This window comes from Micromonospora sp. NPDC051227 (genome assembly GCF_044455385.1).
GTDB lineage: Bacteria > Actinomycetota > Actinomycetes > Mycobacteriales > Micromonosporaceae > Micromonospora.
This window is the reverse complement of sequence record NZ_JBITET010000011.1, coordinates 155,294-170,155: the sequence shown is the minus strand read 5'-3', so window position 1 is coordinate 170,155 and position 14,862 is coordinate 155,294. Positions and strand designations below refer to the sequence as shown.

The 14,862-nt window shown below is 72.1% G+C and carries 14 protein-coding genes; 8 read left to right on the top strand and 6 right to left on the bottom strand.

Annotated features, from left to right (window positions below):
• The first annotated feature begins 47 nt into the window (after positions 1–47).
• The 3 genes from ACIA47_RS24750 to ACIA47_RS24740 all read left to right on the top strand — a co-directional run bounded on the left by ACIA47_RS24750 (position 48) and on the right by ACIA47_RS24740 (position 3,652).
• Positions 48–1,136: a Rieske 2Fe-2S domain-containing protein gene (locus tag ACIA47_RS24750; RefSeq protein WP_203121630.1), complete on the top strand. Its 1,089-nt coding sequence runs from the start codon at positions 48–50 to the stop codon at positions 1,134–1,136.
• Positions 1,133–2,764, top strand: coding sequence for a cytochrome b N-terminal domain-containing protein (locus ACIA47_RS24745; protein ID WP_396710920.1), 1,632 nt, complete (start codon positions 1,133–1,135; stop codon positions 2,762–2,764). The genes ACIA47_RS24750 and ACIA47_RS24745 overlap by 4 nt, the downstream gene beginning before the upstream one ends.
• Before the next feature lie 192 nt (positions 2,765–2,956).
• Positions 2,957–3,652: a DUF4142 domain-containing protein gene (locus tag ACIA47_RS24740; protein ID WP_203123611.1), complete on the top strand. Its 696-nt coding sequence runs from the start codon at positions 2,957–2,959 to the stop codon at positions 3,650–3,652.
• Positions 3,653–3,744: 92 nt separating this feature from the next.
• Here ACIA47_RS24740 and ACIA47_RS24735 read toward each other — a convergent pair whose 3' ends face one another.
• The 5 genes from ACIA47_RS24735 to ACIA47_RS24715 all read right to left on the bottom strand — a co-directional run bounded on the left by ACIA47_RS24735 (position 3,745) and on the right by ACIA47_RS24715 (position 9,247).
• Complete coding sequence (locus tag ACIA47_RS24735; RefSeq protein ID WP_124772802.1) at positions 3,745–4,032, bottom strand: Lrp/AsnC family transcriptional regulator; 288 nt, start codon at positions 4,030–4,032, stop codon at positions 3,745–3,747.
• Positions 4,033–4,111: 79 nt separating this feature from the next.
• Complete coding sequence (locus tag ACIA47_RS24730) at positions 4,112–4,981, bottom strand: NDP-sugar synthase (protein ID WP_396710919.1); 870 nt, start codon at positions 4,979–4,981, stop codon at positions 4,112–4,114.
• Positions 4,978–5,520, bottom strand: coding sequence for an NUDIX domain-containing protein (locus ACIA47_RS24725; RefSeq protein ID WP_203123606.1), 543 nt, complete (start codon positions 5,518–5,520; stop codon positions 4,978–4,980). The genes ACIA47_RS24730 and ACIA47_RS24725 overlap by 4 nt, the downstream gene beginning before the upstream one ends.
• 52 nt (positions 5,521–5,572) lie before the next feature.
• Positions 5,573–7,366 (bottom strand): HD domain-containing protein, encoded by a 1,794-nt coding sequence (locus tag ACIA47_RS24720; protein WP_203123617.1) that lies wholly within the window; start codon positions 7,364–7,366, stop codon positions 5,573–5,575.
• Positions 7,367–7,492: 126 nt separating this feature from the next.
• A complete protein-coding gene (locus ACIA47_RS24715) occupies positions 7,493–9,247 on the bottom strand; it encodes a DEDD exonuclease domain-containing protein (RefSeq protein WP_396710918.1) in 1,755 nt (584 codons plus the stop codon).
• Positions 9,248–9,374: 127 nt separating this feature from the next.
• Here ACIA47_RS24715 and ACIA47_RS24710 point away from each other — a divergent pair, with 127 nt between their 5' ends.
• Both ACIA47_RS24710 and ACIA47_RS24705 read left to right on the top strand, forming a co-directional pair.
• A complete protein-coding gene (locus ACIA47_RS24710; RefSeq protein WP_396710917.1) occupies positions 9,375–10,826 on the top strand; it encodes an NYN domain-containing protein in 1,452 nt (483 codons plus the stop codon).
• Positions 10,827–10,957: 131 nt separating this feature from the next.
• Entirely contained in the window at positions 10,958–11,677 is a 720-nt protein-coding gene (locus ACIA47_RS24705) for a DinB family protein (RefSeq protein WP_396710915.1), read from the top strand.
• Positions 11,678–11,720: 43 nt separating this feature from the next.
• Here ACIA47_RS24705 and ACIA47_RS24700 read toward each other — a convergent pair whose 3' ends face one another.
• Positions 11,721–11,927 carry a hypothetical protein gene (locus tag ACIA47_RS24700; protein WP_396710914.1) on the bottom strand — a complete coding sequence of 69 codons (207 nt, stop codon included), beginning with the start codon at positions 11,925–11,927 and terminating at the stop codon, positions 11,721–11,723.
• A gap of 223 nt (positions 11,928–12,150) precedes the next feature.
• Here ACIA47_RS24700 and ACIA47_RS24695 point away from each other — a divergent pair, with 223 nt between their 5' ends.
• The 3 genes from ACIA47_RS24695 (at position 12,151) to ACIA47_RS24685 (ending at position 14,852) form a co-directional block, all read left to right on the top strand.
• Positions 12,151–12,369 (top strand): hypothetical protein, encoded by a 219-nt coding sequence (locus ACIA47_RS24695; protein ID WP_396710913.1) that lies wholly within the window; start codon positions 12,151–12,153, stop codon positions 12,367–12,369.
• A 102-nt stretch (positions 12,370–12,471) separates the two neighbouring features.
• Positions 12,472–13,731, top strand: coding sequence for a M48 family metallopeptidase (locus ACIA47_RS24690; protein ID WP_396710912.1), 1,260 nt, complete (start codon positions 12,472–12,474; stop codon positions 13,729–13,731).
• Complete coding sequence (locus tag ACIA47_RS24685) at positions 13,728–14,852, top strand: glycosyltransferase family 4 protein (RefSeq protein WP_112601748.1); 1,125 nt, start codon at positions 13,728–13,730, stop codon at positions 14,850–14,852. The genes ACIA47_RS24690 and ACIA47_RS24685 overlap by 4 nt, the downstream gene beginning before the upstream one ends.
• The last annotated feature ends 10 nt before the right edge of the window (positions 14,853–14,862 follow it).

Genomic DNA, 14,862 nt, shown 5'->3' with positions numbered 1-14,862 from the left:
TTCAGTGCTGTGGTGCCGCTCGGCGCCACCCGTAGCGAGGTGACGGCATGAGCACCCACACCGAGCACCAGGCCCCGCAGGGCCAGGAGCCGCTCGACGTGAACGACCCCAAGCTGACCCGGTTCGACATCGTCCGTGAGGGCGCGCGTCGGGACGACATCGAGATCGTCCACTACGAGCCGCAGGTGCTGCCGGGCACCAAGGCGGAGCGTCGGCTGACCCGGGTGGTCGCCGGCTTCTTCCTGATCACCGGCCTGGCCGCCACCGCGTTCCTGGCCATCTACATCTGGTGGCCGTGGCAGTACGAGGCGGGCCGGGGCGGCGACAAGTTCTACACCCCGCTGCTCGGCTTCACCCTCGGCGTCGCGCTGCTCGCCGTCGGCTTCGGCATCCTGACCTGGGGCAAGAAGTTGCTGCCCAAGGAGGTCTCGATCCAGGACCGGCACGAGGGCCAGGTGGACTCCGAAGGCCGCACCATCACCGGCCAGACCATGCTCTACATGGCGGACGAACTGGGCGTGAAGCGTCGCCCGCTGCTCGGCATCTCGCTGCTGGCCGGTCTCGCGCCGGTCGCCGCAGTCGCGGCGGCGCCGCTGGTCGGTGGTTTGATCTCTGATCCCCACAAGAACAACCAGATGTTCCGCACCGGCTTCGCCGCGGCCGAGGGCGGCCAGCGGATCCGTCTGGTCCGCGAGGACGGCCGGCCGATCCGCCCGGCGGACATCAGCGCCGGTGGGCAGTTGACCGTCTTCCCCGGCATCGAACACGGTGTGAGCAACAGGCACGCCGACTCCCCGACGCTGCTGATCCACCTCCGCGACTCAGACGCGCAGGAGTCGCGCCGGGCCAACGAGAAGATCGGTCACGGCGACTACATGTGGGGCAACTACGCGGCGTACTCCAAGATCTGCACGCACGCGGGATGCCCGGCCAGCCTGTACGAGCAGCAGACCAACCGGCTGCTCTGCCCGTGCCACCAGTCCCAGTTCCTGATCACCGACAACGCCCGGCCCGTCTTCGGCCCCGCCAGCCGGCGGCTGCCGCAGTTGCCGATCGAGGTGGACTCCGAGGGCTTCTTCGTGGCGAAGTCCGACTACACCGAGACCGTCGGGCCTGATTTCTGGGAGCGGCCATGAAGCGTCGAAAGCTTGACCTTGCGGCGACGCCGGGCAAGGCCGCGGTGGGACTGGACGACCGCTTCGCGGTGGCCACCCCGCTGCGCAAACTGCTGAACAAGGTCTTCCCGGACCACTGGTCCTTCCTGCTCGGCGAGATCGCGCTGTTCTCGTTCGTCGTGCTGCTGCTGACCGGTGTGTTCCTCACCTTCTTCTTCGAGCCGGCGATGACGGAGGTGGTCTACGACGGCAGCTACGCGCCGTTGCAGGGCACCCCGATGTCCGCCGCGTACGCCTCCAGCCTGGACATCTCGTTCGACGTCCGCGGCGGTCTGGTGATGCGGCAGATGCACCACTGGGCGGCGCTGCTGTTCATGGCCGCGATCGTCGTGCACATGCTGCGGGTCTTCTTCACCGGCGCCTTCCGCAAGCCGCGCGAGACCAACTGGATCATCGGCTCGCTGCTGTTCTGGGTCGGCTTCCTGGCCGGCTTCACCGGCTACTCGCTGCCGGACGACGGCCTCTCCGGCACCGGCCTGCGGATCGCCTCGGCGATCATGCTGTCCATCCCGGTGATCGGCTCCTGGGTCACCTCGTCGGTCTTCGGCGGGGAGTTCCCGGGCACGATCATCATCAGTCGGTTCTTCATCGCCCACGTGCTGCTCATCCCGGGTCTGCTGGTCGCGCTGATCAGCGTCCACCTGGGTCTGGTCTTCAAGCAGAAGCACACCCAGTGGCCCGGCCCCGGCCGGACCAACAACAACGTGGTCGGCGAGCGGATGTTCCCCCGGTACGCGCTGAAGCAGGGCGGCTTCTTCATGGTCGTCTTCGGCGTCATCGCGCTGATGGGCGGTCTGTTCCAGATCAACCCGATCTGGCTGTTCGGCCCGTACGAGGCGTGGGTGGTCTCGGCCGCCAGCCAGCCCGACTGGTACGTCATGTTCCTCGACGGGTCGACCCGACTCATGCCGGCCTGGGAGATCCCCATCCCGATCGGCGACGGGTACGTCATCCCGCCGCTGTTCTGGCCGACTGTCGTGCTGCCCGGCATCCTGGTGGGCCTGTCGACGATGTACCCGTTCCTGGAAGCCCGGCACCTCAAGGACCGAAACAGCCACAACCTGCTCGAGCGGCCCCGGGACGTTCCGGCCCGGACCGCCGTCGGTGCCATGGCCGTCGCGTTCTACATCGTGCTGACGCTCTCCGGCGCCAACGACGTGATCGCGGACAAGTTCCAGATCAGCCTGAACGCGATGACCTGGGCGGGCCGGATCGGCCTGCTGGTTGTCCCGCCGCTGGCGTACTACGTCACCTACCGGCTCTGCCTGGGTCTGCAGCAGCACGACCGGGAGGTGCTCGCCCACGGCGTGGAGACCGGCATCATCCGGCGCATGCCGGACGGCCGGTTCGTCGAGGTGCACCAGCCGCTCAGCGGGTCCAACGGGCACGCGGACGGTCACGGCCAGCTGGACTACGTCGGCTGGGTCGTGCCCAAGAAGATGAACCGGCTGGGGGCTCTCGGCCCGGCCATCCGGGGCTTCTTCTACCCGATCGAGAAGCCTGTCGAGGCGCCGGTCTCGCCGGGGCACCCGCCGGTCGAGGCTCGACCCGAGCGCGAGGAGGTCGGCAGCGGCGAGAGCCGCCGCTGACCGCCCAGTCACACCGTTACGGGGCGCCCGCCGGATTCCGGCGGGCGCCCCGTCGTATCCGCGCCCCCGCCCCATCCGACCAGGAGTCGGACGACCCTGATCGGAACGGTCGAGCCCGCGCGACGGGCGATCGCAGGAATAACCCCGGTGAGCCGGGTATCCGTGCGGTCCAACGTCTCAAGGGGGGGAAGCATGTTGGGTATCAAACGCCTCGGCCTGTTGGCCGCGCTGGTACTTGTCGGTGTCGCGCCGGCTGCGGCCGCGCAGGCCGCGGCACAGCCGTCAACGCAGGACACCCAGTACCTGCAGGCGGTACACCAGGTCAACCTGTTCGAAATCACCGCTGGTGACCTGGCTCAGCAGAAGGGTCAGGACCAGGGGGTCAAGGACCTGGGCGCGATGCTGAAGACCGACCACACCCAGCTGGACCAGACGGTGCAGCAGACCGCGTCGCAGCTCGGGGTGGAACTGCCGAACGAGCCCAGCGCCGATCAGCAGGCGGTCATCGACAAGCTGAACAACGCCAGCGGTGCGGAGTTCGACCGGCTCTGGGTGACCAGTGAGCTGGCCGGCCACGTCCAGGCCATCCAGGCCACCCAGACGGAGATCTCGCAGGGCTCCGAGCAGTCGGTGGTCCAGTTGGCGCAGACGGCACTGCCGACGCTGCAGACGCACTACGACGAGTTGGTGGCGCTCGCCAACAAGTTGGGCATCCCGGTTCCGCAGACCAGCGCCAGCGGTACGCCCAGCCCGGGCGGCACCGGCACTGAGTCGCCGGCTCCGGGCGGCACCGGCACCGAGTCGCCGGCTCCTGGCGGCGGTACCGGCACCGAGTCGCCGGCTCCGGGCGGCGGCACCACCGAGGTACCGGCTCCCAGCGAGAGCTGACGTAGCCACAGCAGACGGCCGGTCCACCCCACGGGGGTGGGCCGGCCGCCCTGTGCGCCGTGGGGCCGCCACAGGCCCGGAAGGCGGGCGGGTCAGTCGGCGCTGGCCAGGCCGATCGCGAACGTCTCCTCCAGGTCGTGCTGGGAGTACGCCCGGAAGGCGATGTGCGACTCGGTGTTGAGCACGCCCGGGACCTTGGAGATGCTGCCGGCGATGACCTGGGCGATCTGGTCGAACTCGCGGACCCGGACGATGGCGATGAGGTCGACGTGCCCGGCCACCGAGTAGACCTCGCTGACGCCGGGAAGGTTGGCCAGGTTCTCCGCCACCTCGGGGATCGCATCGGTGGCGCAGTCGATCAGCACGATCGCGGTGATCACGGGGCATTTCTCCGTTCGTCGGCGTCGTCGCCCATGCTAGATGTTCCGGCCCGAGACCGGAGGCGGGAGCCGTCGGGGCTCAGCCCTGGGCGAGGCCGGGCACGGTCAGGTCGCTCGCGGCCCGGATAACGTTCCGCAGCCGCTCGCCGGCCCGTACTGTCGCGCCCGGCCACACCACACTGCGGAACACGTCACCGTCCACCCGCGCGCCCGCGCCGACGACCGACTCCACGCAGTGGCCGGTCACCGTCGCGGTCTCCTCGACAAGAGCGCCGCCGGCTGCGGCGTGCAGGTTGGCCGCCAGGTAGTCGGCCGGGGTGCCGGTGTCGAAGAAGGTGCCCGGGTAGGGCACCACCGCCAGGGCGCCCGCCGCCTCGGCCGGGCGCCACACCGCGCGAACCAGGTCCGAGAAGACGACCGGCAGGTCCCGGACCAGCCGCCAGGGCAGCAGCGAGAAGCCGGTGAAGCAGTGCCCGGCGAAGGTGCCCGGCGCCGCCGGGTCCGCTGCGGGCTGGCCGAGCAGGCGTACGGTGTGCCCGTCCCAGCCGTCGAGCAGGGCGGCGACGTCCGGGCCCGGGGGAGCAGCCGGGTCGGCGAGGTACGCGTCGGCGTTGCCGACCAGCACCGGCCGCCCGTCGATCCAGTCCCGCAGGTTGGCCACCCCACCCGCGGTGCCCAGCGGGTCGCCCGGCTCCACCGACAGGTGTGCGCGGTCACCGACGTGCGCCACCACCTGGTCGCCGAGGTAGCAGGCGTTCACCGCGACCCGGTCGGGACCGGTCAGGCCCAGGCCGGTCAGCCGTGCCAACGCCCGATCGAGCAGGGGCACGTTGCCCACCGGGCAGAGCGCCTTGGGCACCCGTTCGGTGAGCGGGCGCAGCCGCGTGCCCTCGCCGGCGGCCAGCACCACCGCGCACAGCTCTGCCGGCAGACCGGCCACGCCGGTCACGGGGTGTCGTCGGGAACCGGTGGCGGGAACTGCCCGGCCAGCGGCCCGATGTCGTAGTAGGCGAGCAGCCGGGCCGTCGGCCAGGTCAGCTTGGGCAGGTCGTCCAGGGGGTGCCAGGCGGCCTCGAAGACCTCCGCGCCGTCGACGGTCAACTCGGTGCTGGACGCCGGTACCTCGGCCTCGAAGACCATGTCCACCCAGCCCTTGGCGTGCACGATCGCGTTCGGCACCGCCGGGCGCAGCCGAGACGGTGGGAGCCGGACGCCGGACTCCTCGAACAGCTCACGGGCCGCGCCCACCACCGGTGCCTCGCCCCGGTTGAGCAGGCCGGCGGGGAGTGACCAACCCTTGCCGGGCGGCTGGCGCAGCATGAGCAACCGACCCGCGCCCGTCGCCTCGGTGTCCCGGAGCAGGGTCACCGCGCCGACTATGTACTTGGGCACGGCCAGCCGGACCAGGCGCCGACGCACCGGCAGGGGCAGCCGGTAGAAGGCCTGGTAGAAGAGGGCCCGACCGGTGGCGCGGGAGCGGGGGATCATGACTCCAGGCTAGTGGTCACGAATGTTCTTCGGACGCGCTGGGGCCGCGAGGTCACTGTCGATGGTCGACCAGGTCGATGAGCTGGCGGACCACGGTGTCCGGTTCGATCACCCGGTCGAAGACCGCGACCAGCAGGGTCTCCAGGTCGGGGTAGCCCAACTCCTCGGAGAGGCGCAGCAGCGGCAGGTCACTGGCGAGGCCCCGGTTGTGCTGGCGCAGCGCGAGCCCGATGGTGGCCCGACCGAGGCGCACCTTGTCGCTGATCGTGATGCCCGGCTCGGTGTGCTCGGCGAACCACCGGTTGATCTGCATCTGCGCGTGCGGTGACTTGACGAAGGTCAGCCACTCCCGCCGGGGGCCGCGCGGCGCCACGCCGGCCTCGAAGCCGTTGTCGCCGTCGTTCTCGGTGAAGATCTCCACCACGTCGCCCTCGTCCAGCTCCGAACTGAGCGGGGCCAGCCGACCGTTGATGCGTGCGGCGAGGCAGTGGTCGCCCCGGTCGTTGCCCAGCTCGTAGGCGAGGTCGACAGGCGTGGCACCGGCCGGCAGCACGACCTGCTGCCCGTCGGCGAAGACCTGGATCTGCCCCTCGGCCAGGTCGCAGCGCAGCGACTCGTAGAACTGTGCCGGGTCGGCGGCGTCCGGCTCCCAGTCGAGCACCCGGCGCAGCCAGTCCAACTGTTCGGCACGGGCCGCGGCGGTGCTGCTGCCGGAGCGGGGGAAGCGGAAGTCGGCGGCGATGCCGTACTCGGCCGAGCGGTGCATCTCCTCGGTGCGGATCAGCACCTCCACCGTGCGGTCCTGGGGGCCGCAGACGCTGGTGTGCAGCGAACGGTAGAGGTTGTTCTTCGGTGAGGCGATGAAGTCCTTGAAACGGCCGGGCACCGGTCGCCAGGTGCCGTGGATCGCGCCCAGCGCGGCGTAACAGTCGGTGGCCGGGCCGTCGACCACCACCACGATGCGGGGCAGGTCGTACGGGGCGGTGTGGCCGCCGGCGATGGTGTCCTTCCAGATCGAGTAGAGGTGCCGGGGGCGGGGGCTCACCTCGGCGTCGACCCGGCTGCGGCGCAACGCCACCCGGGCCCGGGTGACCACCGAGTCGAGGTACGAATCCCAGCCCGGGCGATCGTGCACGTGCCGGGCCAGCCGGGCGTGCTCGTCAGGCTCGAGGTGCAGCAGCACCACGTCGTCCAGCTCGCGTTTGAGGGTCTGGATGCCCAGCCGGTCACAGAGCGGGACCAGCACCTCCTGGGTCTTGCGGGCGATCCGTTCCCGCGACGACGCGGAGCGCACCCCGAGCGTCCGCATGTTGTGCAGCCGGTCGGCCAGCTTGATGATCAGCACCCGGACGTCCTTGGCGGCCGCGACGATCATCTTGCGGACCGTCTCCGCCTCGGCGGCCTTGCCGTAGAACGCCTTGTCGAACTTGGTCACCCCGTCGACCAGGTGGGCCACCTCGCCGCCGAAGTCCTCGGAGAGCGCCTGGAGGGTGTAGCGGGTGTCCTCCACGGTGTCGTGCAGCAGTGCGGCGACCAGAGTGGTGGTGTCCATCCCCAGCTCGGCGCAGATCTGCGCCACCGCGAGGGGATGGGTGATGTACGGTTCCCCGCTCTTGCGGAACTGCCCGCGGTGCATGTTCTCCGCGATCGTGTAGGCACGGCGCAGCACCGCGGGGTCGGTGCCGGCGTGGATGCCCCGGTGGGTGCGGACCAGCTGGGTGACCGGGTCCGAGTCGGTGGTCGGCCAGCTGAGCAGCGACCGCAGCCGGCGGGCGAGCGGCAGCTCACCCGGCTGTGTCGGCAGGGCGCCCCCCAGGGCGGCGCCGTGTCCGGCGTCGACGTCCACGAGGGACACCTCCTCACCCCGGCTCCGCACCGCCGGAACCCGGCGGGGGAGCAGGCCCACGAATCGGGCAGGACTGCACTTCTCTAACAGCCTAAGCGAGTCGACGTAGTCCGATCGGTCAGTTGGTCATGAGCGTTCGGTCGAGAGTTGGTGGGACGCGCCGCCCTCGGCCTTCGCCAGCAGGTCACGGAACCGGCCCGCGCCAGTCGCCGGAGAGGACCAACCGGAGGACATCTCGACGAGTCGGGTCTCCGGTCGCTCCAACCAGGACAGGATCCGCTCGGACTCCTCGGCGGTGGCGGCCGGCACCGGACCGTGCCCGCCCGACACGGTCTCGGCAGTGGCCCGGATCGTGGTCAACGTGGGACGCGGGTGCACGCCCGGCGGGGACACCCCCGCGCCGGCCAGTCGGCCGTGCCGGACCAGCGCCAACTCCCAGCCGCCCCGGGCGGCCGGCCGGGCCGCGGCCAACTCGACGATCCCGGTCAGCGCGGCCAGCCGCTGCATCCGCACTGTGGCCCGCAGCACGGCGGCCAGCCGGGACCGCACCACGGCGGCCTCCTCGTAGCGCTGGTCGCGGGAGAGCACATCGATCCGCGCGAGCAGCGCGTCCACCACCGGCTGGGGGTCGCTGGCCGTCGCGGTGCGGAAGGGCGCGGCGGCGCTGTCGTCGTACTCCTCGGGGGTGATCTTGTGTTCGCAGGGCGCCGGGCAGCGACCCAGCTCGGCCAGCGCGCAGGCTGGCGTGACGGTGCGCAGCGAGAGCCGGTGCGTGCACTGGCGCAGTGGCACCGCGTCGTGGAAACCGGCGGCGGCCAGCTCGGCGGCCCGTCGGGACGTGAACGGGCCGAGGTACGCGGTGTCGGTGGGGGAGAGGTCGCGGACGATCGACAGCCGAGGGTACGGGCCGTCGGTCAGCTTGAGCCAGACCATTCGTTCCGGGTATTTGGACCGGCGGTTGTACGGCGGGGCGTGCGCGGCGATCAACCGCAGCTCACGGACCTCCGCCTCCAACGAGTGGGCGCATTCCACCGCCTCGACCCGCTCGGCCGCGCCCAGCATCTCGGAGATCCGGGCGCGCTTCTCGCCGGCGGTGAAGTAGCTGCGCACCCGGGTGGCGATGTCGACCGAGGTGCCCACGTAGAGCGGCCGATCGTCGGCGGCCCGGAAGATGTACACCCCCGGGACCTTGGGCAACCCCTCGGCCAGGTGCCGTTTGCGGCGCTGGGTCGGGGTGACCGCGCGGGCGAACTCGATGGCGTCGCCGATCGTGTCCACCCGGTGCCCGCCGAGTCGACCGATCAGCCCGTGCAGCACGTCGACGGTGGCCTTCGCGTCGTCCAGCGCCCGGTGGGTGGGCTGGGTGGCGGTGCGGAAGTAGGCGGCCAGGGTGCCCAGCTTGCGGTTGGGCACCTCGTCGCGGGTCAGCACCCGGCGGGCGAGCGCCGCCGTGTCCAGGACCCGGGGGTTGGGCCAGCGGTAGCCGTGCCTGGCGCAGGCGGCCTTGAGGAAGCCCACGTCGTACGGGGCGTTGTGGGCCACCAGCACTGCGTCGTCGATGAACTCCAGGAAGCTCGGCAGCACCTGCTCGATCGGCGGCGCCGGCACCAGCATGGCCTGGGTGATGCCGGTCAGCACGGTGATGAACGGCGGAATCGGCTGGCCGGGGTTGACCAGGGTCGCCAGCACCCCCAACTGCTCGCCACCGCGCACCTTGACCGCGCCGATCTCGGTGATGCCGCCGCCGTCCGGCGCGCCGCCGGTGGTCTCCAGGTCGACCACCACGAACGTCGTCGCGTAGAGCGGCAGCGCCGGATCCACCCCGCCCACCGCCGGGTCGAGACCGGCCAGTGACTCCTGGACGTACTCCGCCTGTGCCATCGACGGCACGCTAACGCCCCGGTCCGACACTCCCGTCGCAGCCGTCCCATCCGTCACCATGGGGCTAGGATGAGAGATCGGCTCACTCACCGGGCGGTGGGCCCGGTCGCGGTGGGAGACTTGCCACATGCCCCTCACCGAGCCGTACGACGACCACCTCCCGCAGGAGGACCCGGTCGCGCTCGACGGTGCTGTGGGCAACCCGGACGACAACGTAGTCAACGACACACCGGGCGCATCGGACCCGACGACGGGCGACGGCCCCGCTTCCGAGCCGGAGCCGACCCTGCCCGAGCCGGTCCGGCAGCGGATCGTGACGCTGACCGCCGCGGTGCTGCCCACCCTCCCCACCGACGAGGTCCCGGTGCCGTTGCGCCGGGTGGCCAAGTTCGCCCCCAACCGACGCGCCCGGCTCGGCGCGCCAGTCATCGCCGCCCAGCTCACCGCCGACCCGCTGTTCCGGCAGCGGGTCACCGCGCGGGTCCTGACCGACGCCGGTGACCTCGGCGCGGCGGTGGTCGAGGGCACCGCGCCGGCCGCCGCCGACCCGGTCGAGGTGGCCGCGCTGGCCTACCTGGCCCGGCCCCGCGGCTGGCGGGAGCTGATCGACGCCAGCGGCGCGGCCGTGCGCGCCGAGGCGGACAGCGCCGTCGTCGCCGAGTTGGTCCGCGAGGCCGAGCAGCGGGCCACCCGGGCCGAGCACGACCGCGCGGTGGCCCGGGTCGAGGCCGAAAAGCTCCGCGACGAGCTGGCCCGCGTCCGCGAGGAGCTGGGTCAGCTCCGCGAGGAGTCTCGACAGGTGGCCCGCACCCTGCGGGAGACCCAGGCCCGCGAGCGGAAGGCCACCGAGCTGCTGGCCACCGAGCGCGGCCGGGCCGCCCGCGCCAGCGCCGACGTGGACGCCGAACTCCGCCGCGCCCGGGCCCGGCTGGCCGAGGCCGAGGCCGCCGCCGGGGTGGCCCGGGCCAGCGCCAAGGAGGCCCGCTCGGTCGACGACGCCCGGCTCTGGCTGCTCCTGGAGACCATCGGCCAGGCCGCCGTCGGGCTGCGCCGGGAGCTGGCGCTCGACCCGGTGGACAAACTCCCCGCCGACTTCGTCGCCGACGCGTTCGCCGAGCAGCCGGGCACCGCCCCGGCCGGCCCCGCCGCCCGTGCCCGCGACACCGACGACCCGGCCCGGCTCGACCAACTGCTCGCCCTGCCCCGGGCGCACCTAGTGGTGGACGGCTACAACGTCACCAAGCGTGGCTTCGGCGAGATGTCCCTGGAGCAGCAGCGCAAACGCCTGATCACCGGGCTGGGCGGGATCGCCGCGCAGACCGGCGACGAGGTCACAGTGGTCTTCGACGGCGCCGAGCGGATGCACGGGCTGCCGCCCGCGCCGCGCGGCGTACGGGTGCTCTTCTCCCGCAAGGGTGAGACCGCCGACGAGCTGATCCGGCGACTGGTCCGTGCCGAGCCGGCGGGCCGGCCGGTGGTCGTGGTCTCGTCGGACCGCGAGGTCGCCGACGGAGTACGCCGGCACGGCGCTTACCCGCTGGGCGCGGACTCGCTGCTACGGCGGCTCGCCCGCTCCTGACCGCGGCGGGCCGACACGTCGGCGGGCCGGGTCCCGGCGAGCCCGGCCGGCGCGCCACACGTCGAACTGTGTCTCAACCTGTCCCACCCCGGCGCTAGCATCGCCGCGACCGCCGAGGGATGGGAGTCGTCATGGCACAGGACGACGTCAAGGTCTTCGTCGACCGGGACCTGCGGGGTGCCCGTTTCAACAGGTCGACGCTGGCCGGTGCGGTGATGCGCGGCGTCGATGTGGATGGCCTGGACATCGACGCGCCGTGGCTGGCCGAGGGCACGTTCCTGATCAACGGCGTCGATGTCGTGCCGCTGGTCGAGGCCGAACTCAACCGACGGTTCCCCGGGCGTGAGCTCAGGCAGGCCAACAACCCGGACGACCTCCGGGCGGGGTGGGCCGCGCTCGAACGGGCCTGGGCGGCGGCGGTCGACCGGGCCGCGTCCATGCCCGAGGGTGCGGTCGACGTCTCGATCGACGGGGAGTGGTCGTTCGCGCAGACGCTGCGCCATCTCGCGTTCGCCGCCGACGCATGGTTGGGCAAGGCAGTCCTGCGCCTGCCGCGGCCGTTCCATCCGCTGGGTCAGTGGCACGTCGAGTACGAGACCGACGGCTTCGACATGTCGGTCTTCGCTACGGAGCAACCGACCTTCGACGCGGTCCTCCAGGCGCGGGCCGAGCGGCAGGCCATGGTGCGCGAATTCCTGGCGACCGTCACGCCGGAGCTGCTTGCCGAGTCTCGGCCGAGCGCCTGGTGGCCCGAGCACATCGTGTCCGTCCTGCACTGCCTCCACGTGATCTTCCAGGAGGAGTGGCAGCACCTCCGCTACGCACTGCGTGACCTCGACGCGCAGGGCTGAGACCTTGCCCCAACGACCGGTCGGGCGCTCGGGACGCTGCCAGTCAGCTGGTCGGTAGTCGCCGGGCCAGCTCACGACGCAGTGCGTCGGGGCCCGGCGTCATCCAGGCGAGCCGGACGACCAACTCGTAGGGGCCGCGTCCGGGAGTCGACCACTGGCCGGGTCGCATGGGGGGCCGCGTCTGCTGCGGGTCGAGTGGCATGACCACCAGCCGCGGATCCAGGCGGCCTCGAACCTGGGCGCTGGCCATGTTTGACGCCCCTCCGTCGCTCGATCGGCATGAGTTCCGTGATGTCGGGCGTTCCGAAAGGGTGGGATACCCCGATATCGCTGATGTGGAGTGGATCTAGCCCTGAAACGGACGGTCGGACGGGGTTCCTGTCGTACCCGGTGTTTAGTGTCGATGTCACCGACGGTGCCCGGCCGGCGACGAAAGGGCGTCGCTGTGCACCGAGAGCCGATCAGGAGGCACGATGCTCATCGACTGCGACGGGTGCGCGAAGCGGGCCGACGGCTGTTCCGGCTGCCCGCTGACCGCCCTGTTCGACGAGACGTCCCCGGCGGCCGGGTTGGTCGCCGCCGAGGTCGAGGCCATCGAGGTGCTCGCTCGGGCCGGCTTCCACGTGGAGGTGCTGGCCGCGCCCGCGCGCCCGGAGGCGGCTCGCCGTCGCGCCACCCGCCGCGTCGCCTGAGCGCGACACCGCGCCCGGAACCGGGCTTCTCGCGGGCCATAGGATGAGCGGTCACGGCGGGAGGAGCGGCGCGATGAACGGGGAACAACTGGTGGTGACGCGGTGACCACGCGCGGCTGGGCGCTGCTGACCCTGGCCGGGCTGACCATCGCGCTGGTCGTGCTGGCCGCGCTGCTCATCCCGTGGCACCGCCCGCCGGCACCCCGGGCCGACCAGCTCGCCGCGCTGGGTGACCTGCCGGCCGAGCAGGTGGCCAAGGGGCGGGAGTTCCGGGCCGCGCTGCGTCCCGGCGGCTATGCCGCGCTCGCCGTAGGGCTGCTGATCGCCCTCGCGCTCGGGTTGACCCCGCTGGGCAGTCGCCTGGTCGAGCTGGTGGGCCGGCCGTTCGGTGGGCACTGGGCAGCGCAGGCTGTGCTCGGCGGGCTTGCGGTGGTGCTCGTCGCCGACCTGGTGACGCTCCCGTTCGCCGCCTGGCGGCAGAGCGTGCTCACCCGCTACGGGTTGAGCACCAACGGCTGGAGTGGCTGGGCGGTCGACCTGCTCAAGTCGTACGCCGTCAGCGCGGTGATCGGTGCGGTGGCGCTGTTCGGCTTCTACGCGGTCATCCGGCTCGCGCCACGCTGGTGGTGGGCGTTCGGTGCGGCCGGCGCCGCGGTGCTGGTGGTGCTGCTGTCGTTCGTGCTGCCGGTGCTGGTGGAGCCGGTCTTCAACCGGTTCACCCCGATGGAGCAGGGCCCGTTGCGCACCGAGCTGATGAGCATGGCCGCCCGCGACGGGGTGCCGGTGCGGGACGTGCTGGTCGCCGATGCCTCCCGTCGCACCAGGGCGGTCAACGCGTACGTCTCCGGTCTCGGCCCGACCCGACGGGTGGTCGTCTACGACACGCTGCTGCGCGAGGCGACCCCGGCCGAGGTGACCGCCGTCGTGGCGCACGAGTTGGGTCACGCGAAGGACTCCGACGTGGCGGCCGGCACGCTGACCGGTGCGCTGGGCGCCGCAGGCGCCGTGGTGGCGCTCTACCTGCTCGGCTCGTGGGGGCCACTGCTGCGGCTGGCCGGTGTCGACTCGGTGGCCCAACCGCGCGCGTTCCCGCTGTTGGTCGCCCTGGTCACGGTGGCCGGGCTGGTTGCCGCTCCGGTCCAGGCGCTGATGTCCCGACGGGTGGAGGCGCGGGCCGACGCGCACGCGCTCGCGCTCACCAACGACCCGGAGTCCTTCGAGTCGATGCAGCGCCGGCTCGGCTCGGTCAACCTCGGCGACCCCGACCCGCCCCGCTGGGAATACCTCTATTCGGCCTCACATCCGTCCACGGTGGAGCGGATGGCCGCCGCCCGCGCGTACGCCCGGGAGGCCGGCCGATGAGCCGTACCCTGCTGATCACCAATGACTTCCCGCCCCGCCCGGGTGGGATCCAGTCGTTCGTGCACAACCTCGCGGTCCGTCAACCGGCCGGCTCGGTGGTCGTCTACGCGTCGAGCTGGCGCGGGGCCGCGAAGTTCGACGCCGACCAGCCGTTCGAGGTGATCCGGGAGCGCACCCGGGTGTTGCTGCCCACCCCGCTGATCGCCCGCAGGGCGGCCCGGTTGGCTCGGGCGTACGACTGCGACACGGTGTGGTTCGGTGCGGCGGCCCCGTTGGGCCTGCTCGCGGCCGGCCTGCGGCGGCGCGCCGGCATCCGCCGGGTGGTGGCGCAGACCCACGGCCACGAGATCGGTTGGGCAGCGGTGCCGGCCGCCCGGCCGGCTCTGCGGCGCATCGGTCGGGGTGTGGACGTGACCACCTATCTCGGCGAGTACACCCGCAGCCGGTTGGCCCGGGTGCTGGACGGGGTGACCGACCTGCGCCGTCTCGCGCCCGGGGTCGACGTGGACACCTACCACCCGAGCGTGGACGGTGAACAGGTCCGGGCCCGGCTCGGGTTGACCGACCGGCCGGTGGTCGTCTGTGTGTCCCGGCTGGTGCCGCGCAAGGGTCAGGACACCCTGATCCGGGCCCTGCCGGAGATCCGCCGCCGGGTGCCCGACGCGGCGCTGCTGATCGTCGGTGGCGGGCCGTACCGGGCGACCCTGGAGAAGCTGGCCCGCCAGACCGGTGTGGAACGGGATGTGGTGTTCACCGGCACGGTGCCGTCGGTCGAGTTGCCGGCGCACTACGCGGCCGGCGACGTCTACGCGATGCCGTGCCGTACCCGCAACCGTGGCCTGGACGTCGAAGGGCTGGGCATCGTCTACCTGGAGGCGTCCGCGGCCGGCCTGCCGGTGGTGGCCGGTGACTCCGGAGGCGCACCGGACGCGGTCCGGGAGGGGGAGACCGGCTACGTCGTGCGCGGTCGGGACGTCGCCCAGCTCGCCGACCGGGTCGCCCGGCTGCTCGCCGACCGGGACCTGGCCCGTCAGCTGGGCGCGGCCGGCCGGGCGTGGGTGGAACGGGAGTGGCGCTGGGAGGCGCAGGCGGAACGCATGGCGGCACTGCTCGCCGGCTGATCGTCGCACG